Annotated in this window: 20 protein-coding genes and 2 tRNA genes; 14 read left to right on the plus strand and 8 right to left on the minus strand. The window is 42.0% G+C overall.

The window, feature by feature from the left end; all coding sequences use genetic code 11:
• Window position 1: 1 nt before the first annotated feature.
• Window positions 2-1,228: a DNA recombination protein RmuC gene (locus NSE_RS00485; RefSeq protein WP_011451531.1), complete on the plus strand. Its 1,227-nt coding sequence runs from the start codon at window positions 2-4 to the stop codon at window positions 1,226-1,228.
• A 21-nt stretch (window positions 1,229-1,249) separates the two neighbouring features.
• Here the strand turns inward: NSE_RS00485 and NSE_RS00490 are convergent, their stop codons facing one another.
• Window positions 1,250-2,077: a PAS domain-containing protein gene (locus NSE_RS00490; RefSeq protein ID WP_157858656.1), complete on the minus strand. Its 828-nt coding sequence runs from the start codon at window positions 2,075-2,077 to the stop codon at window positions 1,250-1,252.
• Window positions 2,078-2,281: 204 nt separating this feature from the next.
• Here NSE_RS00490 and tatC point away from each other — a divergent pair, with 204 nt between their 5' ends.
• From tatC to NSE_RS04145, 3 genes are all read left to right on the plus strand, one after another.
• A complete protein-coding gene (tatC, locus tag NSE_RS00495) occupies window positions 2,282-3,073 on the plus strand; it encodes a twin-arginine translocase subunit TatC (protein WP_011451533.1) in 792 nt (263 codons plus the stop codon).
• Window positions 3,074-3,153: 80 nt separating this feature from the next.
• A complete protein-coding gene (locus NSE_RS00500; RefSeq protein ID WP_227028965.1) occupies window positions 3,154-4,014 on the plus strand; it encodes a HemK/PrmC family methyltransferase in 861 nt (286 codons plus the stop codon).
• Between the two features lie 165 nt (window positions 4,015-4,179).
• Window positions 4,180-4,302 carry a hypothetical protein gene (locus tag NSE_RS04145; protein WP_264370744.1) on the plus strand — a complete coding sequence of 41 codons (123 nt, stop codon included), beginning with the start codon at window positions 4,180-4,182 and terminating at the stop codon, window positions 4,300-4,302.
• A gap of 56 nt (window positions 4,303-4,358) precedes the next feature.
• Here the strand turns inward: NSE_RS04145 and NSE_RS00505 are convergent, their stop codons facing one another.
• The 5 genes from NSE_RS00505 to ispF form a co-directional block, all read right to left on the minus strand.
• On the minus strand, window positions 4,359-5,303 hold the full coding sequence (locus tag NSE_RS00505) for a hypothetical protein (RefSeq protein ID WP_157858657.1): 945 nt from the start codon (window positions 5,301-5,303) through the stop codon (window positions 4,359-4,361).
• Window positions 5,304-5,563: 260 nt separating this feature from the next.
• Window positions 5,564-7,093 (minus strand): F0F1 ATP synthase subunit alpha, encoded by a 1,530-nt coding sequence (gene atpA / locus NSE_RS00510; RefSeq protein WP_011451537.1) that lies wholly within the window; start codon window positions 7,091-7,093, stop codon window positions 5,564-5,566.
• A gap of 10 nt (window positions 7,094-7,103) precedes the next feature.
• Window positions 7,104-7,628: an ATP synthase F1 subunit delta gene (gene atpH, locus NSE_RS00515; protein ID WP_011451538.1), complete on the minus strand. Its 525-nt coding sequence runs from the start codon at window positions 7,626-7,628 to the stop codon at window positions 7,104-7,106.
• Between the two features lie 82 nt (window positions 7,629-7,710).
• Complete coding sequence (locus NSE_RS00520) at window positions 7,711-8,271, minus strand: 5-formyltetrahydrofolate cyclo-ligase (RefSeq protein WP_264370745.1); 561 nt, start codon at window positions 8,269-8,271, stop codon at window positions 7,711-7,713.
• Window positions 8,272-8,338: 67 nt separating this feature from the next.
• Window positions 8,339-8,845, minus strand: coding sequence for a 2-C-methyl-D-erythritol 2,4-cyclodiphosphate synthase (gene ispF, locus NSE_RS00525; protein ID WP_011451540.1), 507 nt, complete (start codon window positions 8,843-8,845; stop codon window positions 8,339-8,341).
• Window positions 8,846-9,089: 244 nt separating this feature from the next.
• Between ispF and NSE_RS00530 the strand changes: the two genes are divergently transcribed.
• A tRNA-Thr gene (locus NSE_RS00530) sits at window positions 9,090-9,161 on the plus strand.
• Between the two features lie 13 nt (window positions 9,162-9,174).
• The gene (locus tag NSE_RS00535) at window positions 9,175-10,398 is read left to right on the plus strand and encodes a lipoprotein-releasing ABC transporter permease subunit (RefSeq protein WP_011451542.1); all 1,224 of its coding nucleotides are present in this window, start codon (window positions 9,175-9,177) and stop codon (window positions 10,396-10,398) included.
• A 29-nt stretch (window positions 10,399-10,427) separates the two neighbouring features.
• Here the strand turns inward: NSE_RS00535 and NSE_RS00540 are convergent, their stop codons facing one another.
• Window positions 10,428-10,787, minus strand: a complete 360-nt coding sequence (locus NSE_RS00540; protein WP_011451543.1) for a pseudouridine synthase — start codon at window positions 10,785-10,787, stop codon at window positions 10,428-10,430.
• A 511-nt stretch (window positions 10,788-11,298) separates the two neighbouring features.
• On the opposite strand from NSE_RS00540, the gene NSE_RS00550 reads away from it, so the two are divergent.
• Window positions 11,299-11,862, plus strand: a complete 564-nt coding sequence (locus NSE_RS00550; protein WP_011451545.1) for a hypothetical protein — start codon at window positions 11,299-11,301, stop codon at window positions 11,860-11,862.
• Window positions 11,863-12,133: 271 nt separating this feature from the next.
• Here the strand turns inward: NSE_RS00550 and NSE_RS00555 are convergent, their stop codons facing one another.
• Window positions 12,134-13,027, minus strand: coding sequence for a class I fructose-bisphosphate aldolase (locus NSE_RS00555; protein WP_041917545.1), 894 nt, complete (start codon window positions 13,025-13,027; stop codon window positions 12,134-12,136).
• Window positions 13,028-13,452: 425 nt separating this feature from the next.
• Between NSE_RS00555 and xerA the strand changes: the two genes are divergently transcribed.
• The 7 genes from xerA (at window position 13,453) to NSE_RS00595 (ending at window position 22,099) form a co-directional block, all read left to right on the plus strand.
• Complete coding sequence (xerA, locus tag NSE_RS00560) at window positions 13,453-14,370, plus strand: site-specific tyrosine recombinase/integron integrase (RefSeq protein WP_011451549.1); 918 nt, start codon at window positions 13,453-13,455, stop codon at window positions 14,368-14,370.
• Window positions 14,371-14,581: 211 nt separating this feature from the next.
• On the plus strand, window positions 14,582-15,589 hold the full coding sequence (locus tag NSE_RS00565) for a hypothetical protein (RefSeq protein WP_011451550.1): 1,008 nt from the start codon (window positions 14,582-14,584) through the stop codon (window positions 15,587-15,589).
• 88 nt (window positions 15,590-15,677) lie between these two features.
• On the plus strand, window positions 15,678-16,670 hold the full coding sequence (locus NSE_RS00570; protein ID WP_011451551.1) for an RluA family pseudouridine synthase: 993 nt from the start codon (window positions 15,678-15,680) through the stop codon (window positions 16,668-16,670).
• A 1,453-nt stretch (window positions 16,671-18,123) separates the two neighbouring features.
• Window positions 18,124-18,194, plus strand: a tRNA-Cys gene (locus NSE_RS00580).
• Between the two features lie 72 nt (window positions 18,195-18,266).
• Window positions 18,267-19,313: an efflux RND transporter periplasmic adaptor subunit gene (locus NSE_RS00585; RefSeq protein ID WP_011451555.1), complete on the plus strand. Its 1,047-nt coding sequence runs from the start codon at window positions 18,267-18,269 to the stop codon at window positions 19,311-19,313.
• Window positions 19,314-19,435: 122 nt separating this feature from the next.
• Entirely contained in the window at window positions 19,436-20,716 is a 1,281-nt protein-coding gene (locus NSE_RS00590; RefSeq protein ID WP_227028982.1) for an alanine/glycine:cation symporter family protein, read from the plus strand.
• Window positions 20,717-20,782: 66 nt separating this feature from the next.
• Entirely contained in the window at window positions 20,783-22,099 is a 1,317-nt protein-coding gene (locus NSE_RS00595; RefSeq protein WP_011451558.1) for a dihydroorotase, read from the plus strand.
• The last annotated feature ends 42 nt before the right edge of the window (window positions 22,100-22,141 follow it).

Below are 22,141 nucleotides of genomic sequence, written 5' to 3' on the forward strand. Positions count from 1 at the left end.
TATGTTACTGTTTCTTGGAGTAAGCAACTTTTTATTAGTATTGGTCTCCTTGTACCTAGTTTATGTGAAGGTGCGCACAAGTACCATTTTAGAGAATGAACAGGAGAAGCTAGGTAAAGCTCTCAGAGAATTGTCTGAATCTGAGTCTGCTTGTAGAAAGCGAGAAGAAGAAAATACTGACCTTATTAGACGGGTTGTCCAACTTGAGTCGGAAAAAAAAAGTTTTGAATACTCACAAAAGGCCATGTATGCCGAGTTTGAAACTCTGGCTAGCAAGATCCTCGAAAGTAGTGCGGTTCGACTTAAGGAGCAGTCTATTAATGATATAGGTGGTCTTCTAGAACCACTTAAACTCAAGATAACTGAATTTGAAAAGCGAATAGAAGAATCATTTCATGCTGATATCAAAGAGAGGTATTCTCTGGCAAAAGAAATTGCACGCATGGCCTCGCAGACCGATAAAATGATTGAAGAGGCAAACAAGTTGGGGAGGAGTTTGCGAGGTGATAGCAAGACCCAAGGTTCGTGGGGGGAACTTGTTTTAAGCAAGATACTTGAGTGTTCGGGTCTGCAAAAAGGACGAGACTATATGCTTCAGCAGAAACTTAAAAACGATACTATTCCGGACGTGATAATCAATCTTCCTGATGGTAAACACCTCGTAGTTGATGCAAAAACCCCACTTAAGCATTATGACCTGTACATCAACACTCATGAAAAAGAGCACCTAGAGAATTTCTTAAAATCTGTAAGAAGCCACGTAAAAAATCTTTCAGGAAAAGAATATCACTCCGCTCAGGAACTTTTTACTCCAGGCTTTGTATTCATGTTTGTCCCGGTCGAGAGCGCTTACGCGCTTGCTCTTTCAACTGATCTTGAACTAAAAGAATTAGCTCTACGAAGTAGGGTAATGATTGTCTCACCGAACTCACTTGTAGCGATGCTACAAGCTGTGTCTTCCGTGTGGAGGATAGTTGATCAAAATAAAAACGCGAATGAAATAGCTAAAAAGGCAGGTGCTATGTACGATAAATTCGTTTTATTCGTGGATGAGTTAGCGAAGATTGGGCATTCTATTGCCAATTCTGACAGACTTTACAGAAGTGCTATGAACAAGCTTAGAGACGGAAGGGGTAGCCTGCTCGGTAGGGCGGAGGATTTAAAAGGTATGGGAATTCAGGCTAATAAAGAAATTAATGAAGACCGTCTATATCTCAAGTCGGAGTGATGAGTTTAGCTTAGACAACAACTAGTACTGTGAAGGTTGAACCATTCTAGCAAAGATTCTCTTTTGTTGAAGTAGGTCGGTCTTGAAATCGAAAACTGGATGCTCAAGTAGGTTAAAGTACCTGAGTGTTGCGCTGTTATCGATTCTCTTTATCTTATCTGCTATCCGAGACATGGGGCGGTCAGCAAACTCTGGGCTGCATCCGATGATGAAAATTACTAAAACTTTTCCAACGATACCGATCTGATCTCCGTGTCTCATTGTTCCTTTAAGGATGTCTATGACACCACGCATCATTGTCACTGAGGTATTGGAGAGCTGTAAAAGTCCTGCTACACAGTTTTCTTGATGTTGCTGGCAAAAATGTGAAAGAAGGACAAATTCCTCTCCAGTTGAACGCGGGTCCATTATCCTGAGAACTTCATCTATCGAGTATTCGTAGTGATGTCTCACTCTCCTGAACTCCGCCAGGTGGTCCAAACACGAATGCTCTCTTCCAAGTATTTCATACCTCTTCTCTCTGCTGGATGTGCTACTAGAAGGAAAGATTTTTATCTTTAGCCTGATAGCAACCCCATACTTCGTTTTGAGGTGGAGCTGCGCAGTTCTTGCAAGTACAGTTCCGATATCAATGCTGTAATCTTCATATTCGAGGCGTTCAACAATCTTCCTTCTATCTGCATCCTCTAAGATATCAAGGAATGGCTTTCCTTCAAGTTCGGAATAATCATAAGACAGCAGCGACAGCATAGCATCATTTGCACCAGATATTAGGGTCGTATCGTTGTCATTTCCATGAACAATCGACACCACAAGATCCCCCCTTCTTCGTGCAGCTAATGTTTCCACAATCGTGACTCAGAGACTTCAGCTAGAGATGTTACATTAGCTTGATTAAGTTTAAATAAATTATTCTTTGTGTTGTTTTGCCATAAACAATTGCTCTTCTCAATGTTATACCCACACGGGATATACTATAATTTATAATCTTCCAATTCGGCCTTTAAGATCGTGTGATCTTGGTTTGATTTTTTATCTCGATGGATTAGATGTATGGCTTTTGATAGTCACCTTTCTGAATTAAGGTACAGGATGATAGTATCTATAATCTTTTTTCTTACTACTTTCTGTTTCTGCTACTATTTTTCCGAGGAGATATACAAGTTTTTGCTCAAGCCACTTGCTGAAGTGGCAAATCAACCGGAGCGTGTCGCTGGTTTAAATAGTAGTTTCACCCTCATTTATACTGGTTTAACAGAAACATTCGTCGTTTATCTTAAGGTCGCTTTCTTGGGCGCACTTTTGGTCTCTTCTCCATTCTTCATATGGCAGGTATACATGTTTATTGCACCTGGCTTATATCCCGGTGAGAAAAAGGCTTTTCTTCCTTATCTAATAGCAGCACCGGTCCTTTTCATTCTCGGATGTGCGGTAGTGTACTATTATGTATTTCCACTTGCTTGGAGGTTCTTTGTAAGTTTTGAGTACGATGGCAGTAAACCTGGGACTCTACCAATAGAGTTCATGCCATCTGTTTCAGAATACCTCGACCTTGTTGTTCAATTCATGTTTGCTTTCGGCATAGCATTCCAGTTGCCTGCTATACTCACTTTGCTATCTCATATGGGTTTGATTGATCATAATCTCTTGCTGAAAAAACGTAGGTTGTCGATTGTATTAATATTTATTGCTGCAGCTGTTCTTACGCCTCCAGACGTGCTTAGTCAGATAGGATTGGCAATCCCAATGCTATTTTTATATGAGCTTTCCATTTTTAGTTGTAGGTATGTCAGTAAAAAGAAGCTGATACTTAGGAAGGAAAGTAAAGAAAATTCGGATGAATAGGAAAATGCGGTTAATGTTGTGATTACAGTAGGAGTGCTAAGTGCTATATCCAGGTATGAGACTAATCTACGATGCCTCAGATGAAAGAGAAAGATTATGATTCAGATATGAGCATCCGGGCCAGGCTAATAGCAGGGAGTAGGTATCTTGCAAATTGGTCCTCTACTCCGCACCTTGATGCAGAGCTCTTACTTGCTCATGTACTATCTTTGAATCGTGAGCAACTGATACTGTATTGCAACGAGGGGATGACAGACTCCCAAGCAATGGATTTCGAAATGTTGTTGAAACTGAGAAAAAGTCATTCTGTGGCGGCCATTGTTGGTGAAAAAGAATTCTGGAAGCACAGCTTCGCTGTTAATAAGGACGTTCTGATTCCGCGCCCAGATACAGAAACTATGCTAGTAGCTCTTCTATCACGCTATAAAAAGCTTACTCAGCCTCTGAAAATAGTTGAGCTAGGTACCGGGAGTGGGTGTGTTATTATTTCCATACTGAAGGAATTCCGAAATGCGTTGGGGTTTGGTTTTGAAAAGTCAAGGGCTGCATTTTATCTCACAATGCATAACATGCTTAAATATGGTTTGCGTGCTCGTTTGAAGCTATATAGGCTCGGCTTTGAAAGCGCAATGAGGGTCCTTTCATGCAAAGTGGACGTAATTGTTAGCAATCCCCCCTACGTAAGACGCGGTGAAATTCCCTATCTCCAGCTAGAAGTGCAAAACGAGCCCCGCATTGCGTTGGATGGAGGGTTTAATGGTATATTGCCCTATTTCTCTATCTTGAAACTTGCAAGCAAGATATTGCGTCCAGGTGGAGAAATTTTTCTAGAAATTGGTAGCAGCTGGAGAGATTCGGTAGTGTCAGCTAACTATCCTTTTAAAATTGTTGAAAGGTACCGAGATTTATCTGGAATTGAGCGTATTCTTGTTTTAAAATAAGTCTACCGCGAGACATTTAGGTGTGATCCGCCGATCTCATTCTTCATTTCACTCTGCTATCAAGTAACTAAAAAATATATTTTAAAATGTACTCTTTAAAAAAGTGTGATTTTTGAAAAAGTGGTGATATAATCGTGCGCATGTCAATATAATTTGCGGCGGATAATGGATTTAAGTTTACTAGAGTTGGAAATTGGACAGTGTCATTGTGTGCCGCAGCCAGGTGGATCTGTTGTTGAGATTTGCCCGTGTCTTATCGTGAAAGCTGATTCTGGCCCAAAAGAGTAGTGTTTGTTTAAGAGGGGCCTTTTATAGGCCCTCTTTTTATTTGTGGTACAAAGGGGCTACCATGACGCTGTTACATCGTATACTGGGAGACCTTTAACGTTCTCGTGGTTGCATTCGTATAGCTCTGTACTTACTGCAGGTTTGCTGGAAAAAGATGTTATGGTTGAGGAACAATACGCGGCTGCCATGGTACATAGAAGCAATGTTGCTAAGACCGCAAGCGCGATTGCAAAGGTAAGCTCTGCTTTCATGGGCTTTCCGGGACCTAAAATATCTCCCGATAAGCAGAGGCAAACCGTGAGTATAATAACAACGCAGGAGAATGCGTATAATGCGTAAGGGTTGCGCATAGTATGCGGGCTCAGTTTGTCTAGTAATTGCTCTTTTGAGCGGTTGTTGCACTTGTAATTGTCGAAGTCCTTAGGACTAATTGTTTCCCAAATAGACAGAACTAGACTGAGCAGTGCTGCTATACCAATTGCAACTATCAGAGTAATCTTTCGGGCCGCGTCATTTGGATCTGTGCATACATCAGGCATTTTATTTGCGAGGTGCAGTGAGAATAGCATCACAAGTCCCAGAGCAATCAAGAGAAGAAGGAAATATGCTACTGTTCTTGAGGTTCTCATTTTTTGCAGAATGTTACCCTTTTCTCCACCATAGTGCTTAAAGAGCAAGTTTAAGCCAATACCTTCTCCTGTTTTTGTAAACTGCTCTTTATCCTCTTTCGTAAGAAAACGACTTTGGGAAGAATCTCCAAAATGTTCTCTGAGGAACATTAACATAAGGGCTTGTACTTCCACACTATTTGAATCTCCTAAGACCCTTCCAAAGACTGCTCTTTGTGCCGCGGAGCTTGCTAAATCTCGTCTGGCTACTAGCTTGAAGTATCTTGCGTAATAAGTAATCCTGTCATAGTAGTAAAAATTTTTACTAAATAGAGCGTATTTTAAGTTCGTAGCTAAGCGTTTGTTAGGCTCTAGAGCCTTTCTTAAGCGCATAATTAAGTGTGCCATAATGCCTATTAGTTTTTTCTGAGGAGGAGGTTGTACAACAAAATACTTACTGAAATTCTAACTATACTCTACACGGCAGTACTAATTTGCAGTAGATCCTAAATTATCGGTGTTCTCTCATATATAGCGAAACAAAAAATCGTCTACCGCTGAAGACACATGCCTCATCCGAAAAGAGAGAATCAAATACATCTATAAATCAAGAGCACACATCGGAAAGACAAAGCTCTCCAAGTTTAGCTTGACTAAGCATTGGTAGTTTTGCAGCCCTGCAGCGCACTCGAGAGCGAAGCTAAGTCTCCAATTATACTTTTTTCTTTAATGTCTTCCAATAAATCCCGGTGATATAAACGAAAAGACCCTAACAGGTTCTTCGCGGCAGTACTTATTCCTGTTACGTCGATATTATCAAAGTAACCCTCATTTGCAGCGAACATAAGAACAACTTGTTCTTCTACCGGCAAGGTTTCATGCTGATTTTGTTTTAAGAGCTCAGTAAGCTTTTTGCCTTTTTCTAACAACGCTTGCGTTGTTTCATCGAGGTCTGCGCCAAATTGTGCAAAGGCTTCCATTTCTCTATACTGAGCTAGTTCCAATTTGATGGATCTGGCAACCTGTTTTATCGCCTTGATCTGTGCAGCCGAACCAACACGAGATACAGACAGACCGACATTTACAGCCGGCTTCACGCCTTTATTGAATAACTCGGTTTCGAGAAAAATCTGTCCGTCAGTAATGGAGATTACGTTAGTTGGAATGTAAGCAGACACATCCCCAGCCTGTGTTTCTATGATTGGGAGAGCTGTAAGCGAGCCTGCACCATGTTTATCAGACATTTTTGCAGCACGCTCAAGTAATCTTGAGTGAATGTAAAATACATCACCAGGATAGGCTTCGCGACCGGGTGGACGCCTTAAAAGCAAAGACATTTGCCTGTATGCAACGGCGTGTTTAGAAAGGTCGTCGTACACAATGAGACAATGCATACCGTTGTCACGGAAGTATTCCCCTATAGAACAACCCGCGTACGGAGCCAGGAACTGCGATTGTGCAGAATCAGATGCGCCCGCCAACACAATGGTAGTGTAGTCCATGGCACCTTGTTCCTGCAAAGTCTTCATGATTCTTGCGACTGTTGAACATTTTTGACCAATTGCAACGTAAACGCAGTATAGTTTTTTTTCATCAGGGAGATTCTTATTTATATCTCTCTGATTGATTATGCTATCTAAGGCAATAGTTGTCTTTCCTGTTTGCCTGTCTCCAATGATAAGCTCCCTCTGCCCGCGACCAATAGGAATAAGTAAATCAATCACCTTTATTCCCGTTTGAAGAGGCTCTTTTACGGACTGACGGTCTAAAATCCCTGGTGCTTTTACCTCGATTGGAGAATATGCATCCGCGAAGATTTGCCCAGCACCGTCCAGTGGATTACCTAAAGGATCGATAACTCTACCAAGTAACTTTTTTCCTACCGGGATGCGCAAAGCCTCCTTCGTACGCCTAACGGTGTCACCTTCCTTTATGTCTTGTGTATTAGTTAAGATAACTATCCCTACGTGATCATATTCTATGCTTTGTATGAGCCCAATTTCGCCATTCGGAAAAACAACCTTTTCGTTAAACTCCGCATTTTCGAGACCGCAAGCTATTACAACACCGTCCTTGACCGAGATTACCTCGCCTATTTCTTCGGAAAAAATCTGCTGATCAAAATCTTTGATTTTTTCCTTTATTATCCTTAAAACTTCGGATGCATTAACGTCTAAACTCATTTTTTCCTTCTTATTGAAATATCTCGAGAATTGTACTTTGTCCTATACTTTTACATTTTGCTAACCTTCCAGCGATGGAAAGGTCTATCATTATTGAATTTATTTTAATTGTCAGTCCGCCCAGGATAGAGCGATTCACTTTTTGAGCGATGTTAATCTTTTTCAGATAAGGGAATTTGATAAGCAGTGCATCCGCAACTTCCTTTTTAGCCGTGGCACTTAAGCGGCTATACGACTCCACCCTTGCGTCTGCCTCTTTCCTGTTTTTTTTCACTATTTCTATGTACCCTAGCAGTACTGTAGTGCAGAGAAAGCCACGGTGATTTGCAAGAAGGAGCTTACATAAATTTTTAAGTTCGCACGGGAGATGCAGTCTATCAAGCACATGTAGCTTGGTGCTGGTCTTTACCTTTGCGAAAGAAAGGAAGTTGTTTTCACTGAGCAAACCCAAGAACTTATTAGCATCACTCTCCAATCTGGGACCGCAAACTGCATACAAGGACTGCGCATATCTACCGGCTATGTACTGTTGCATTTACTTTGCTGCACGAACACACAGGCACATTCTCTTACAGCTTGAGCATTTTTGCAAATCCAACCGTACTCCTTCTTTCGTCTTAGCACAAATTATTTTTTAGGATACTGCATGTCTGGTATACCGTTGTTGGTGTAATGATCGAGTCAAGAGCTTGGTCGTGTGCTTCAATTACCAGATCGTGACAAAGTTGTTCGTCATATGCTAATCCAATGTACAGTGTATTGCAGCCGTTCGATCTCGAATGATTAATAAATCTATCAAAAAATCCCCTACCAAAACCTAATCTGTGACGATCACAATTAAAGGCTACTAAAGGGACAAATACTAATTCAGGTATAATATTTTCGCCCCTTGCAGGATAGTAAATATTGAGTTTGCTGTATTTTACTAAGATGTCACCTTTTTTCCATGTTCTGAAACACATTCTTTGATCACTCAAAATGCATGGAAGGGAGAAGACTTTATCATACAATTCATCCAGAAGCAGCGCCGGATCAACTTCTCCATCAATTGGTAAATACAGCCCAATGGTTTTGTAGTTTTTAAAGTCCAATGTTTTGAGAAGATTTTGCACTATGAGCCTGTCGAGCAACGCTTTGTTTGCGATGCTTTTTCTTATTTTGCGGTATTTCTCGCGCAACTGAACTTTATCTCCACTCATGGACGTTTTTTTGTATGAACTGTCTTACTGATTACTCTTTGAAAAGCTATGGTCTTATTTTAGTCAGTGAAACAATCGCGTATGCTGCGATTCCTTCTTTACGTCCTTCAAAGCCTAGTTTTTCGGTTGTTGTTGCTTTTACATTGATCTGCTCTTTCCTAACACAAAGTAAGTCTGCTACCTGTTGCTGCATCTCGCTTTTGTATTGCTGAATTCTCGGTGTTTCACACACTATTGTAAGATCTGCGTTATTTACCACGTACCCAGCTCTTTGAATGAGCGTTACTACATGTTCTACAAAGTAAGATGATGACTTTCCCCTCCATTTTTCGTCTGTATCAGGAAAAAGCATGCCTATATCATTTGCACCTTCTATACATGCTGCGCCAAGCAGTGCGTCAACCAATGCATGCAGCGCAACATCACCATCTGAGTGTGCAATGACTTTGTACTCGCAGGGCACAGACACTCCGCACAAGACAATACAGGTATTGCCAGTTTTTACAGGTTTGTCTATCTTGTGGACATCGTATCCGAATCCAACACGGTACATAGCAAGGCCGAATGATGTATCACGAGCGACAGACTCCTAACACGAATCTTAGAAAAAGAAAATGTTTTCTTTTGTTCTTATCCTCAATAGCACCCGATTTATTTATGCTTGAAATCATTTGTTTCATGCTCAGTATGCGTGTAAGTGAGCATTTATGACATACGCAACCCTACGACTTAAAGAGATGACACGGTTGTGGAATGTTAAGTCAAAGGGTATGATGTGTGAAATCGTTTCTCGTTTTGCCGCTATAGCCCAGTGGTAGCGCGCTTCATTGGTAATGAAGAGGTCTCAAGTTCGATTCTTGATAGCGGCACCGCCTTCTGCAAATGTTTGTTATAAAGCTGGAGCTTGAGCTTGCGTTTAGTTATTTGATCTCCAAGAGTTTCAGAGGGCTTGTCACCTTTCTTTCTCTTATTGGTGTAGCCATTGGAGTTGCCTCGTTAATAGTTGTCACGTCTGTCATGGACGGTTTCAAGGCGGAGCTCATTTCAAACATCGTGGGTATGAGTGGTCATGTGAACATTTGGTTTCAAAGAAGTACAAATGAAAATGAAGATGTGATGCGTCTACGTTCCCTTGCGACCGGAATGCCTCATGTTGCTAAGGTAGTTCCAGCTCTTGAGGCGAGGGCAATCATTTCAAATGAGCTGACAAACGTAGGTGTCCTTGTTAGAGGAATGGAGCTAAATGATTTTGAGAGGGAATCACTCGTTACGGAGAAAATTATCCAAGGAAAGGTTGCAGATTTTGAAGATGGTATCGTAATTGGTACGAGAATGGCCAAAGAGCTAGGAGTGAATGTGGGCGATGAGGTGAGGTTTTTATCTGCGTCATACACCAATACAATCCTTGGTCCAATACCTAGGATGAAGCATTTGAAAGTAGCAGCTATTTTTGCTCTTGGGCTTGTTGAATACGACAGTACACTTGTGTACATGCCATTTAACATAGCATCAACTTTTTTCCGTTCTGAAATGAACACGGCAAGTATCTACCTAGACGATCCCTATTTTGCTTCTGACGTATCGGAGCGTATAAAAGAAAAGCTTCCGAATTTACATGTAACTAACTGGCAAGATGTTGGTAATCCTTACTTTCGTGCTCTGAAGGTCGAAAAAGCAGTGATGTCGGTTGTTCTATTGATGATTGTGCTTGTAGCAGCATTCAATATCGTTTCAGGGTTATTCATGTTGGTGGACGAGAAAAAGCAATCTGTTGCTATTTTGCGTACCATGGGTATGACGGGGGCAAGTATTGTTAGAATCTTTATTTTCTGCGGCAGCATAATAGGATTAGTTGGCACTGGTCTGGGTGTGATGTTTGGTCTTTTGATAGCTGTCAATATTAACAGGCTGAGATTTTTTATAGAGTGGCTTACCGGAGAGACTATCTTCGATCCGTCTGTGTATTTTGTTGATAAAATACCAGTTTTGCTTGACCCTGCAAGTGTTGGGTTGATAGCTCTATTCACAATTTTAATAACGTTCTTTGCGACTATTCCCCCGGCTTACAAAGCCTCGAAACAAAGTCCTGGATCTATTTTGCGCTGAGGTTCTCCTTAGGTTGTTTTTCGATAAAATTATGCTGTAACTTGCTCTGCATGAATAACACCTTCTTTGATCATCTGGGAAAGGGATAGATGTGCGGGATTGGTTTTCGCGACAATAAGGAAACCTGCTGTATCTTTATCTAGTCGGTGCACTATCCCTGGGCGAGATGAGTCAAGACTACTGAGTTTTTCCGTAGGATAGTGGTGCTCAAGAATGTTGACGAGCGTTTGCTCTCTGTTACCTATTCCAGGATGAACAACAAGACCAGCAGGCTTATAAATGACAAGTAGGCAATCGTCCTCGTATCTTACATCTAGAGGTTGTATAAATGCATGTCTAGGTTTTTGCTCCAAGGGTAGATCAAACAAGTGGTATTCCTCACCGATCACAACCCGTCTAGAGGGCTCCAACTGAATCTTTCCTTCGGATTCAATTCTACTACCTTTATCACAACGGGGAGTTTAATTATTGCTCCGCTTTTCTTTCATTGGTGCTGTGCCCGCTAATTATCCAACTCCGCTTGATAAAGAAGTTACTCTCCTAAGAACGACAATCTCAATAAATAAGGGCAGTGCAACGAATGGGCCTGAATTTCGTGGAAATGGTCGGAACCAGATAATGGTTCACAGCAAGCTTGAACAGCATTGACGGTATTTCCATATATAGCGTTTGTAACACACGTTTATTGATTGTAATAGATATAGCACTACTTTCTTAACATTAGAATTAATAAATTGGACTACCTGAGCCTCACCCTATTTGAGAGTGTGTGAGTTAAGCCCTCTGAGGGTTAAGATTTTCAATAAAAAATAATATAACCTTAATATATAAAATTCATGATGGACACATCAAGCCTTTCATCCAGAACGGCATCCCTTTAAGTAGCAATCTAGGAACACTGTGCTTATAGCTCACATATTTTCCAAGCAGAGAGTCTTATGCATTTTTGCACTCTTTGTATTACTGTTTATTTCTGGTGTACTGATAGGGAATCTCGCTTTACTAAGTAGTGCGGAAACTTCTCCTTACAATAAGAAGGCAGTTTGGGTATTGAATATCTTTGCTGTATTGTCTGTATTTATTCTTTTCTTGTGCTATACGGCAAATGGGATTCCCATTTGCCTTGGATTGCAAGGAGAGCAAAAGACACCAAAAGTTCTAGACCCCACAGGTATTGTTTCCCACTGGCATATTTTTACACCGGAAAGTCCAGAAACACACAAGATTTCTGTATGTGGATCAAAAAAACAGCTAGAGATGCTAAATGAAATTATTGATCAGGCATTCGCAAGTGGACTACAGGAAATTCAAAATAACACACCATCAGAAACAAACCTTCTTGACCATGCAGCACCTGCTACAATATGTTCCCCCATAATTGCACAAAGCGTACTACAGCGACCTCAAAACAGCATGTTCCTGGTAGAGCAACCTTCTGGATATGTATCCCAAACCTCTCGTTAGATCTATGCATCTTCCGACACAGCAACATTACAGACTAGCATATGACTATATCTCTGTTCCGACCTCTAGATGGAAAAACATGGCGATATCACACGAAAAACAGTTAATGAGAACGCCTGTGTTAACCCACCACTCATAAAAAGTAATGCGACTTATTTCTGAGAACACACAAAATCAACAGTCCACAGGTACAAGCTACTACCTAAATACGTGACCACTAATTGATACGGATACAGGCTCCGATGAACCAACTGCAAGCGCGTCACACGTCTTACTGTTTATACAACGAGATAATTTCTGAAAGCATTGCAAGGGATTCCCTATGAGGCCTTTGAAAAGCATTCCTACCTATTATGGATCCGTTGCCGCCACCCCTCTTGATTGCTCTAACCTCTTCATAGAGCGCAGGTAACTCCTTATTTTGCCCACCAGAAAATAACACCAACCTTTTACCAGTAAAGCAGGATCTAACTATCACCTCCACTCTTTTCGAAAGCTCCTCTATTGAGGAAAGACTACTCTTTTTGTTGGCAAGATTGGAAGTAGGCAATTTCACCTTAACAATGTCAGCACCAAGAAGACATGCCATATGCGCTGCATACGAAACGACATCCAACGCGGTTTCGTCCTTAGCAGAGAGCTCACCACCACGTGGATAGGACCACACCACAACAACAAGACCAAGCGCCTTAGCCTGCGCTACAACTTTTGCAGCCTCAGTAAGCATCGAACAATAACTCTCAGAGCCAGGATAAATGGTCAACCCTACACCAACGCAACCTAACCTGGTAGCGTCTTCCGGCGTACTGATAAAGGACTGGTTAGGCGAACAACTCTTAGGAAAAAGCTTGCTAGCGCTATTAAGCTTCAAAATCAGCGGCACACGGTTGGGATATTTATGTGCTACATCCTGCAGCATCGAAAGTGGAGCCGCATATGCGCTTAAGCCAGCATCAATTGCCAACTTAATATGGTACTCAGGATCATAAGCTGAGGGGTTACTGTGGAAACTCTCATCCGGACCATGCTCAAACCCCTGGTCTACAGGTAGAATTAACAACCTTCCCGTACCACCAAGATGACCATGTTCCAATACCCTTACAAGGTTTGTTCTAGAACCAGGAGAGTTATGAGAATACGCTGACAGTATCTTATCGAGACTCATAAAATGTGCTTCAACCACGGGATTGTAGAAATTTATCTCAGGAAAATCAACTCTACACAGCACGGATCATCTATAAAAATAGAGAAAGTACGTTTCTCGGTACTGACATCACGATAAGAAGAACCATGAGACGTATGTTGGGTCTATAAAACATGTTTCATCCGAAAACCAAGATATTTAAGGCTGGAAGCACGAGCTACTCAACCTCGTTATTTGGATTTGCTATAATCATAGTATCAGAAAGAAAGTATCCAAATTGCAACTGCACAACAAATTGGAACTCACCAGGTAACCTTTTTTCAAAGTGAGATTGTTATTACTGAATAGGCATTTGAAATTTTCTTTGTTAGGTACTGTCTTGTCCTGGAGCTTTTCACAGAAAAAGTGCGGCAACCTAATTATACGATTCACTATGGGATTGGTGTATGCAAGCGAGTGATTGCAAATATGTGGAACAGTTTCTGGAAAAGATCCTGGTTGAGAGAAATGCCACACTTAACACGATCAGCAGCTATCGGACCGATCTTAGATTGTTAAGCACCTTTCTCAAAAAAAGGGGTCTAAAAGATGCATCAAAAGAGAATTTATATGAATACATCGCCAACTTGCGAGCTCAACAGCTCTCCAATGCAACAATACGAAGGAAAATAGCGACTTTTAGACAATTTTTCTCATTCTTATACTCCGAAAAAATCTCCAGTACCAATCCAGCTCAAAGTCTTGAGCTTCCCAAAAAGACGTTAGTACTGCCTAGGTACCTGACCAAAGAAGAAGTTTTCTCCTTACTTACTTTCTTAGAAGCAGGGCAGCCTGCAACCCTACGATTGTATGCAATCCTGGAGATCTTATATTCCTCTGGTATGCGGGTCTCCGAACTTATAAACATGAAAGTTTCCGACATACGACCGCTTCTTAATGGGCAGCAGCATATCATCATTGTTGGGAAGGGTAGAAAGGAGAGAATATTGCCATTCTCTAAGAAAGCAATACAAGTGCTCAAGCTGTATCTAACTTCCTACCAAAGCAATTCCCCTTGGCTTTTTCCGGGGGCAGGGAGAAAAGATAGACCAATGTCAAGACAAAGGTTAGGACAGCTCCTGAAAGAACTTGCACTAAAGTGCAAAATCGATCCCAAACGAATTTCTCCACATGTTATCCGCCACTCGTTTGCAACACACCTACTGGATAATGGAATGGACATTAAGGTTGTACAAGATTTACTAGGACATGCACAGATTACAACCACTCAAATTTATACCCACATTTCACAACACAAGCTCCATAAGGAAATTGAAGCAAAGCATCCACTCTCCTCAAAAGAAATCGGAAAAACACCTTTTTAAGTGGAAACAAATACATCAACTGCTCAATGTATTTACACCAGGGGCTAACACATCGTTAAATATGAATGGTTCATACTTGAATTTAAATAGTCTTGAATATCTGTGAAATAACATTAAAATATATTCGATAACGCATACATAGAGCATAAATTTGTGTGTTTCCACGCCGTTGTTTGAGGGTGTGTTAAGTTGTTTTTTTGTGGAGTAAAGAATGAGTCTTGGTTATGTTCCTTCGTGTAACCTTGGTCCGAGGGCAGGAGCGGCGCGCTTACCTTTTATAGTGCATCTCATCCTCGGATTGGGCTTAGCATCGTTAGCTATTGCGTTCTCTGCAGTACGTTTGCATCAACATCTTGCTGGGGAGAAGTCTCTAAAGGATCTTGCAGCAAGCGTTGCTCTAATCACAGTAAGTGTTGGGTATGTTTTGTCACTGCCTGCACTCATTGTTTTTTTCAAGCGCTGCTGCGCATCGTCTGAATGTGCTGCAAATCCGGGTAATCCGGTTCTGGAAGATCCGAATCTGGAAGAATACGGACAGCTTACTTTTCGAGCTGCTTCTCCTCTTTCCAGTTCGAGTGGTGTGTCTCGTACTGCCGGTCCGAATGGTAGGTCCTATTTTTCTGGTTCTGGTCATGCTGCCAGTTTGGGTGATTCGGGTGTGGGGTGGTACAGACGGCCTGTTTGTTCAACTTCTCCTCGTGCTGTCGTCGATCCGGGTAATCCGAATCTGGAAGAATACGGACAGCTTACTTTTCGAGCTGCTTCTCCTCTTTCCAGTTCGAGTGGTGTGTCTCGTACTGCCGGTCCGAATGGTAGGTCCTATTTTTCTGGTTCTGGTCATGCTGCCAGTTTGGGTGATTCGGGTGTGGGGTGGTACAGACGGCCTGTTTGTTCAACTTCTCCTCGTGCTGTCGTCGATCCGGGTAATCCGAATCTGGAAGAATACGGACAGCTTACTTTTCGAGCTGCTTCTCCTCTTTCCAGTTCGAGTGGTGTGTCTCGTACTGTCAGTCTGAATAATTTGGTTTCGGTAGAAGCCGAACAGATTACTTCTCGAGCTGTTTCTCTTCTTTCCAATCGGAGTGGTGTGTCTCGTACTGTCAGTCTGAATAATTTGGTTTCGGCAGAAGCCGAACAGATTACTCTTCGAGCTGCTTCTCCTCTTTCCAGTTCGAGTGGTGTGTCTCGTGAAGAAGAGAAGGAGGGGTGGTCGAGGTGATCCAGGATTGGGGTGTTAGTCACCTTGTTAGAGTGCGCCTTTTAGGTTAGCCTTCGTTGAAAACAAAATCCCGCGAAGGTACCTAGCTTTGTATAAATGCATCGTAGCTGAGTGTGATGCAGGAAATCGTTTGGATGTTTTCCTGCATCGCTGTTTACCCTTTTTTTCTCGTAGCTTTATTAAGCACTGCATAAAAGGTAGTAGGATTGAATCCGAAGGAAAGATTCAGTTGGAGCCCTCTAGACGGGTTGTGGTTGGTGAGGAGTACCACTTGTTTGATCTACCCTTGGAGCGAAAACCTAGACATGCATTTGTACAACCTCTAGATGTAAGATACGAGGACGATTGCCTACTTGTCATTTATAAGCCTGCTGGCCTCGTTGTTCATCCTGGAATAGGTAACAGAGAGCAAACGCTCGTCAACATTCTTGAGCACCACTATCCTACGGAAAAACTCAGTAGTCTTGACTCATCTCGCCCAGGGATAGTGCACCGACTAGATAAAGATACAGCAGGTTTCCTTATTGTCGCGAAAACCAATCCCGCACATCTATCCCTTTCCCAGATGATCAAAGAAGGTGTTATCCGGCGTGAGTATCTTGCACTTGTGCATTCCGTTCCAGCATCTTTGTCTGGAGAGATAAAGAAACCAATAAAAAGGGGACAGAGAAAAATGATGATAGGGAGATGTAGCGGAAAACCCGCTTTGACTTACTACGGCGTTATCGCGCGTACGGTTGACAGAAAATGTAGTCTTGTTCATTGTAGGTTGGGAAGCGGAAGAACGCATCAAATTAGGTTACATATGAAATCCATAGGTTGTCCTGTTGTTGGAGACAAGTTGTATGGACTCAACAGAGATGCTGATCTCTGTGCCCCACACCACGCCTTATGGGCTTATTCTCTTCAATTTAGGCATCCATTTACCCGTAAGAATATGGCCTTTTACATTGAGCCAGCTAGTATAATTCAGCCCTTTTTAGAAAAAATTTCTATCAGCCGAAGTCTATTCGTGACATTTCCAGAAGACAGAAGAACTATACGGTCAGCGCAATCCCAAAGTATGTTAAAAATAACATGAATTCGGTAATAACGCAGTATCCTATCCTGAGTAGGAGCAGGGTTGCTTACAGTAATCCCGCCCATTCAAATTGGAGACAGAGCCGGAAATACGAGCATTAACTCATTAATATATTCGCGCCAGGAACCAATATACCAGTTAGATGAAATGGCTCATATTCGAATCATAATATTTTGAACGTCTATTAAAATAACGCTAAAACGTATCCGATGGTGCGTTTTGTCCTCTTGCCTTTTTTTGATTAAGCTATTCTTATATTCTGAATCATCTCTTGCATGGTGAAAGGATTGAGATCTCCTGTTTTAGGGGATAATAAGCGTGTCAGACCAAGATCATGGACTCCTCTAAAGGGTCCCATTATGCAAGCCAAGAGAAAGTTTTATTCTTCTGTACTGTTTTCTGGGTTTGCTTTGTCTTTAGTCATCGTATCGGCATATATTGTGCTTTTTGGGTGCGTTTGTACAAACAGATTGCTGCCGGAAAGTCTAGAGTGATCTTGCAAACGGTATTATGCTTGCGTTGTTTGGTGTGCTTTTGATATTTCTAGTCTCAGCTACAGTGTACTCCGCAGTACGTTGTACAAAATCTGAAAGTTTAGATTTTTCTCTAGCCCATCTACTGTGGGGCATTCTGAAACCCAAGGGGCTTCCAAAAGTTACCCGTGCTCTCCCCTACCTGGCGAGTTGACTGGTCCGCTTGATGTAGAAGGCAGTCGAGTCGAAACAGAGTCAGATTTGAATCACTAAACCGCAAGACATTAGTTATCTTGTTAGAGTGCTTCTTTTTAGGTTAGCCTTTGGGGGGAACACAACTCCACGAGGGTGTCTCACTTTGTACGGATGTATCGTAGCTGAGCGTGATGCAGGAGAGCGTCCACACTATTTCCTCCATCGTTGCTTGTTCTTGTTTTCTCATACCCTTACTGAGTGTTGCACAAGGTTTATTTGCTGGCTGCTTTTCCCGTTTTATTTGCGACATGGCGTTAGATTGTATACATTGTGTGTTGTGTTTCATCCTTAACAGGTTCTCATATTGAATCCTTCGAAAGGATATGAATCAAATTAAACTAAGCCCAGTCCATACAGTTTTTTGTTTAGGTTTATTGTTGGTGGGTGAAATACGTTAGCAGTTTGATTACCGTAAGTGGTATTTGTGGTTCAGGCGCATTTGATAATCTAAGTTGCGGTAATGGATAAACTGTTCAAGGTAAAGGCGTTTTTTATTTATGATATTGTCGAGACCAATGCACTAGCGCCGACTAACTTTTTATAGACAGGGCACTTTGAAGCATAAGGAAACAACTTTTCATTCTTTTTTATCTGTAAAATGATAGACGCAGGTTTCTCCTGGATTCCCATTTTTTACTGTACAGAGAGGAGTTGTGAGAAAATTTCATGGGTCTAGTCCAAGGTGGATAGTCTCATCGTATTGTTGTAGAATGAGTGAGTGTTGAGGCTGGATGGCAGATTGGTTATGCGGAGGACTGCAAATCCTTTTAGGTCGGTTCGATTCCGGCTCCGGCCTTTCTTGTTGTGTTTACCACTTCCGTAGTTGTTTCTTGTTGGGTTTTTTGTAGCTCCTTTTTGGTTTTTTGCTATGAGGTTCGTTTTGCCGACGGTCTTGTTTGGCCTAGTACTTCTGGTACTGGCTTTCAAGTTCATAGGGGGTGGCGTTCGTTCTGAGAATGAAAAAGCAGTCTCAGAAGCAAGTTCGTTGCGTACCATGGTTGTCGAACCAGTATTGCGGGCGATTGTTGTAAATGGCTACGGAACTGTTGACGCCGCACAGCGTTACTTTTTGTATTCGCAGGTGTCTGGGGAGGTAGTGGAAAAACTTGCTGGGGACGGGCAGATATTGCAAGAGGGTGATACGTTGCTCCGTCTTAATAGTGAGGTGTGTGAAGCTCAATTGGAAAGTTTGAAAGCTTTGCTAGAAGAAAGGAAAATTGAGTACCGGGCTGCTAAAGAACTTAAGGATAGTGGCCATTCGTCGGAAGTAAAACTTTCAGCTGCTCTTGCTGGTCTCAAAAAAGCTGAAGCGGATCTGAAGGCCTTAGAAAGGCAAATGGAAAAACACGCAATTAAGGCTCCAGTTTCGGGCGTACTTGGGAAGATAAATGTTGCTGTTGGGGATGTCGTATCACCAGGGGCGACACTCATAGCAGAATTGATCCCATTCGGGAACTATATTGTGCGAATGAATGTTTCAGAAGCAGACATTTTGAACTTGAGGGAAGGTATGGAAGTTGAGATTATTCTTCCCGAGATAGGGGCTGTAAATGGAAGAACAAGGTTTGTTTCACTTGTTCCAAGTGGTCCTACAGGAACATTTCCCGTTGAAATTGTGGTTGAAGATAATGAATGGAATAGAAATCGTGTACCGCTCGGAATGGTAGTCGATACAAGGGTGGTTATAGGTAGAAAATTTCTCTACAAAGTGCCTGCTAGTGCGCTCTTCCTAGGAAAAGATGGGAAGATTGCCGTAGAGATTTTCAAAGATGGTTTACTCCGGCCCATTGAGGTTGGGATAGTGGAAGAAGAGGGCGAAAATTTTTGGATACAGCAGAGCACAGTTGGGGGACAGCTAGAAGTCGTTGTTGCTGGTGGAGGAGTTTTCAGACGCCAGGAAATTAAAGCGAGCTGAGCTAGGTTTCTTTTTCTTTGTTTTTTGGTTACTAATTTTACAGAGGTGGCAGGGCGCGATTTTTTGTGTTGGATATCTTTTTTACTCTCCAGGGCTATTTTTTGCAGTTTTTTGTAATACCGATGCTCATTTGTGTGGGTTTCTGGGTTTCCTGCAAAATGGGGTGGTTACATATTCTTAAGATACCGATTGCTTTGAAGTGTCTTTTTGCTCCGGCTGAGGGCTGTAGAAAAAACATTTCTTCTTTTTCAGCTTTTTCAGCTATATTAGGTGGAAATCTTGGAGTTGGTAATCTTTCTGGTACTGCGATTGCGCTTGCTACTGGGGGTCCCGGTTCGATTATATGGATGATTATAATCATCCTTTTCACTGCTTCTATTAAGTATGTCACTTGTTACTTAAGTCTGGTTTACAGGACAAAGGTAGGTACGCGCTTTATTGGTGGTCCTATGTATTTTCTTCGAGATGGGCTTAAGTCTAAGGTTTTGTCACTATTTTTTTGTATAGGATTGGTTTGTACAGCAACCATCGGCGGTGGCTTGGTCCAAGTAAACTCTCTTGCTTTACCAATGGATTATCTCCACATACCAAGGATCTATGGGGGTCTCATTTTCACAGTATTGGTTGCACTTGTAACTTTTGGTAGGCTTCGCTTTTTTACTCAAGTGGTTTCTTTTGTAGTGCCCTTTATGGCTATTGGGTATCTGGGTGTCTCGCTTTACATACTTGTTTTGCACGCGGATAAAATCCCGAATGCACTCTTGCTTATGCTAACATCGATTTGGAGCAGAACGGATATACAAGGCGGAGTTGTTGGATTTGCATGGATGCAGTTTTTGACTACGATGCAAATGGGTATTTCCAGGGGCATATTTGCTTCCGATATTGGTTTTGGATTGGAGGGTATACTTCACGCAAACGTGAAACAGGAAGAAGGTCATAAGCTGCCGTTAGAGATAGAGCAAGGTCTGATAGGTGTGATTTCACCGTTTATTGTTTTGCTGGTCTGTTTTGTTACGGCCTTGGTGCTTATGGTGACAGGTGTTGCATGGGGGCCTTTCGAAAGTACTAATATGTGTTTTGAGGCTTTCAGGGTTGGTGCTGAAAGTGATGTTGCAGGGTACTTACTTATCGTTGTATTGTTCTGTTTCGCGTTTACAACAGTCTTGACATGGTCTTTTTGCGCGCAGTGTGCGTTTGAATATCTCACAAATTATAATCCTAAAGTGCTTAAATTGTGGAAAGTTTTCTTCGTTCTCGTATTGCCCTTTGGAGCACTATCGGAGGTGTATTTTCTTTGGAGGATAGTCGACCTTACTTCTGCGATTATGCTCGTGACGAATTTAATAGGAATAGTGTTTCTTGCAGGTGGTGTCACGCATGAAAGCAATAACAATGTTTGAGAATTGTGAGTTTACTAGATTAGATGTGTTTGCTATTCTGACAGCAAGTTCTCGTCGCGTTTTTGGATGAAAAAATGGAACCTACCAACCGGTAGTGACAGAAAGGTTGCCTTCGTTGATGCTAGAATCGTTGATCCAGAAAGCGGATTAGAGATTCTTGGGGATTTGGTTGTTCATGGGAGGCGGATTGGTGATTTTGGGGAATCCCTGCTTAGTGATGTTGAACTTAAATCTTTCGATGAAGTTGTGAATTGTGATGGGCATATTCTCATGCCTGGCATTATAGACATACACGTTCATTTAAGGGATCCAGGACAATTACAAAACGAAGATATACATTCTGGTACCAAATCTGCAGCTGCTGGTGGTGTGACTACTGTTGTTTGTCAACCTAATACTGATCCTCCGATTGATACAGTTGAAACTCTGGCATACATACGAGATAAGGCGAAAAGAGTTGGTTTTGTAAACGTCCTATGTTACGCGTCGATTACTGGGAGGGGGGGAGATCTTACTGATATGTTTGCCTTGCACAAAGCTGGCGCAGTTGGTTTCACGGATGATGGTCTTCCAGTTATGAACTCACTTTTTATGAGACAAGCTTTCATGAACGCTGCACTTCTGAAGGTACCGGTAGCACAGCACGCAGAGGATCTCGATCTTTCTAATGGTGGCTGCATAAACGAGGGGGCGATATCTCATAAGTTAAATGTTCCGGGAATTTCACATCTTGCTGAGTCTGTCATGGTTGCCAGAGATGTATTACTTTTAGAACAACTTGGTGCACATTACCACGTGTTACATGTCTCAACGAAGAAAACAGTTGAAATAGTCAGAGCAGCAAAAGATAAGGGAATGAGAGTGACCTGTGAAGTAACACCACACCACCTTCTTTTAACCGAAGAGGCTGTAGATGGATATAACACCGCTGCTAAAATGAACCCTCCGCTGCGAACAGAAGAAGATCGCCTCTGCATGATTGAGGCGCTTAAAGATGGCACTATTGATGCTATAGCTTCAGATCATGCACCACATAACGAGGTTTATAAGGAGCTTCCGCTAAAAGAAGCTGCGTTTGGAGTGGTTGGATTAGAGACAATACTACCACTGTCATTAGAGTTATATCACTCTGGGGCTCTGGAGCTGCATTCATTGCTTGCAAAACTGACATGCAATCCTGCAAAGATTATTGGTTCTGAGGCTGGAAGAATAAAGGTGGGTGCTCCTGCGGACCTTGTTCTTCTGGATCTTAATTCAGAGGTAAGAATAGAGACAAGACAGTTTGTAAGTAAATCAAAGAATTCGCCTTTTGGAGGACGTAAGACCAGAGGCAAAGTTTTACGTACTATTGTTGGTGGAGATACAGTGTATATGGATGTGTAAGAAAGCTCCCACTAATATCTCTTTCTTTTGAGGTTTCAGCAC

Origin of the sequence: Neorickettsia sennetsu str. Miyayama (assembly GCF_000013165.1) — a bacterium.
Lineage (GTDB): Bacteria > Pseudomonadota > Alphaproteobacteria > Rickettsiales > Anaplasmataceae > Neorickettsia > Neorickettsia sennetsu.

Coding starts and splice junctions, on each gene's coding strand:
- NSE_RS00585 (WP_011451555.1), top strand. CDS start 18,267: ATGAGGTTCGTTTTGCCGACGGTCTTGTTTGGCCTAGTACTTCTGGTA.
- NSE_RS00555 (WP_041917545.1), bottom strand. CDS start 13,027: ATGAGTCTCGATAAGATACTGTCAGCGTATTCTCATAACTCTCCTGGT.
- tatC (WP_011451533.1), top strand. CDS start 2,282: ATGGCTTTTGATAGTCACCTTTCTGAATTAAGGTACAGGATGATAGTA.
- ispF (WP_011451540.1), bottom strand. CDS start 8,845: ATGTACCGTGTTGGATTCGGATACGATGTCCACAAGATAGACAAACCT.
- NSE_RS00485 (WP_011451531.1), top strand. CDS start 2: ATGTTACTGTTTCTTGGAGTAAGCAACTTTTTATTAGTATTGGTCTCC.
- xerA (WP_011451549.1), top strand. CDS start 13,453: ATGCAAGCGAGTGATTGCAAATATGTGGAACAGTTTCTGGAAAAGATC.
- NSE_RS00500 (WP_227028965.1), top strand. CDS start 3,154: ATGAAAGAGAAAGATTATGATTCAGATATGAGCATCCGGGCCAGGCTA.
- NSE_RS00535 (WP_011451542.1), top strand. CDS start 9,175: ATGTTTGTTATAAAGCTGGAGCTTGAGCTTGCGTTTAGTTATTTGATC.
- NSE_RS00590 (WP_227028982.1), top strand. CDS start 19,436: ATGCTCATTTGTGTGGGTTTCTGGGTTTCCTGCAAAATGGGGTGGTTA.
- atpA (WP_011451537.1), bottom strand. CDS start 7,093: ATGAGTTTAGACGTTAATGCATCCGAAGTTTTAAGGATAATAAAGGAA.
- NSE_RS00505 (WP_157858657.1), bottom strand. CDS start 5,303: ATGCGCTTAAGAAAGGCTCTAGAGCCTAACAAACGCTTAGCTACGAAC.
- atpH (WP_011451538.1), bottom strand. CDS start 7,628: ATGCAACAGTACATAGCCGGTAGATATGCGCAGTCCTTGTATGCAGTT.
- NSE_RS00565 (WP_011451550.1), top strand. CDS start 14,582: ATGAGTCTTGGTTATGTTCCTTCGTGTAACCTTGGTCCGAGGGCAGGA.
- NSE_RS04145 (WP_264370744.1), top strand. CDS start 4,180: ATGGATTTAAGTTTACTAGAGTTGGAAATTGGACAGTGTCATTGTGTG.
- NSE_RS00595 (WP_011451558.1), top strand. CDS start 20,783: ATGAAAAAATGGAACCTACCAACCGGTAGTGACAGAAAGGTTGCCTTC.